2 protein-coding genes are annotated in these 1,992 nt (G+C 38.2%); both read right to left on the bottom strand.

The genetic code is table 11. From position 1 onward, the window contains the following. Positions 1 to 327: 327 nt before the first annotated feature. Positions 328 to 1,428, bottom strand: coding sequence for an aldose epimerase family protein (locus tag BV372_RS33125; RefSeq protein WP_086691519.1), 1,101 nt, complete (start codon positions 1,426 to 1,428; stop codon positions 328 to 330). 185 nt (positions 1,429 to 1,613) lie between these two features. Further along, positions 1,614 to 1,992: MFS transporter (locus BV372_RS33120; RefSeq protein ID WP_143845458.1), on the bottom strand; the 379-nt coding region annotated here is incomplete at its 5' end.

Here is a 1,992-nt window from a genome sequence, read left to right as displayed (position 1 = left end):
ACCCTTTCCCTTTAACCTTTTCCCTTTCCCCCCTCTTGTAAAAATATATTTTTGCAAGAGGTCTATTCTCTATGCTGTTTCCTTTTGCAGTTCAGTTAGCGCCAAAAACCTTTCAGGACTTGCGCAAAGACTCTCTGAAAATCTTATTCCTACCCTTCGGGTTCTCCTTTGGAGTACGTGTTCTTTGCGCCCTTAGTGGTTCGTTTTTTCTTAATTTTCGGTAAGTCGTGTCCTTAACTGAACCGTATTGGCATATAATTAGCCTGCGTAGGCAGGCTTTGTTTTTTGAGATCCAGGCTTCCAGCCTGAGGGTGTTAATGTGCAGCCTCACATAGAATTGGTATGAAGCGAAAGTTTGTATTTGGTAATTGTGTGATATTTCTCTCCAGGATGCAGTATCACAGATGGGAATCCAGGCTCATTGGGTGAATTGGGAAAATGCTGCGTTTCTAAACATAGCGCTGCATATTTTTCAATTGCTTTACCTTCATCTGTTGTAAATGTGCCATTCAGCATATTACCTGAATAAAACTGCATCCCTGGCTGATCTGTAAATACTTCCAACTTTCTGCCACTTACATCATCAGTTAATATTGCTATTAGTGTTTCAAAATTATCTTTTTTATTCAATACATAATTATGGTCGTAACCACCAACTTCATTGATTCTTGCGCCAATTTTTTCAGGTTTTTTAAAATCAAAAGCAGTACCTGTGACTGATTTTATTTCCCCAGTTGGAATCATATTACTATCAATAGGCGTGTATTTATCCGCATCAATCATCAGAGTATGATTTAAAATCGGATTGCTGACATCACCTGTTAAGTTGAAATAAGAATGATTGGTTAAATTAATCGGGGTTGGTTTGTCTGTTTCGGCATTATATTCAATTTTTAGTTCATTATCGTCCGTAAATGTATAACGAACTGTTACTTTTAGATTGCCAGGATAACCCTCTTCCCCATCTTTGCTGAGATAACTTAATAATAATGTTGGTAGATCATTATTGATGATTTCTGCATCCCAAACTACTTTGTCAAAGCCTTTGTTACCCCCATGCAGATGATTTTCGCCATTGTTGACAGCTAACGAATAGGTTTGACCTTCAATCTGAAATTTTCCTTTGGCAATACGATTAGCAAAGCGACCAATTAAAGCACCGAAATATGGCGGTTGTGCTAAGTAAGTATCTAAATTTTTATAACCTATTACTATACTTGATTGGTTCCCATTTTTATCAGCCGCAGTCCATGCGGTAACGATACCCCCATAATTTGTAATTTTTACCTGCTCACCTTTTCTATTGGTAAATGTAAACAGATAGATAGGTAAATTATCTACTTCACCAAAATTTTCTTTGATCGCGCTGATTTTTTGATTAGTGTTTTCTGGTTGGTTCTGATATGAAATATTTTCTGCTGTAGACATTGTTTTATCCCTGGTTTTGCTTAACTGATAAAATTTAATCTAAAAATTTTATTGATTATCAAAGGTTGAAAAGTTGTGATCGGGGAAAGCGGATGCAGCTAATTTTCCCTACTTAATATAAAGCCTGGAATTTAAATCTGCATCTGCCCTAAAATATTTGCAATCTTGCTCTAGATAGATGAAGATTACATATCTTCTAACTCCATACCTTTGGTTTCTCTAATAAAGAACCAAACGAAAAACAGCGAGATAGCCGCAGCAGTTGTATACAAACCATAGGCAGCGCCTAAACCAAAATATTGCAATATCGGCGGAAATGTCGTCGAAACCACGAAATTCGCGATCCACTGCATTGCCGCAGCCACCGACAGTGCAGCAGCGCGAATTCTGTTATTAAACATTTCTCCCAACAGCACCCAAACCACTGGTCCCCAAGAGAAACCGAAGCAAAATACATAGAGGTTGGCTGCAACAAGAGCTATAGTACCCGCAGAACCAGTCAACGTTGGGTTACCAGCAGCATCGGTCGCAGCATGTCCAAAAATATAAGCTAACGTTCCCAAG

The organism is Nostoc sp. T09, assembly GCF_002154695.1.
Taxonomy (GTDB): domain Bacteria; phylum Cyanobacteriota; class Cyanobacteriia; order Cyanobacteriales; family Nostocaceae; genus Aulosira.
This window is presented reverse-complemented; position numbering and strand designations above follow the sequence as displayed.

Bases quoted from the DNA above. Each gene is read 5' to 3' on its own strand.
- BV372_RS33125 (WP_086691519.1), bottom strand. From the start codon at position 1,428: ATGTCTACAGCAGAAAATATTTCATATCAGAACCAACCAGAAAACACT.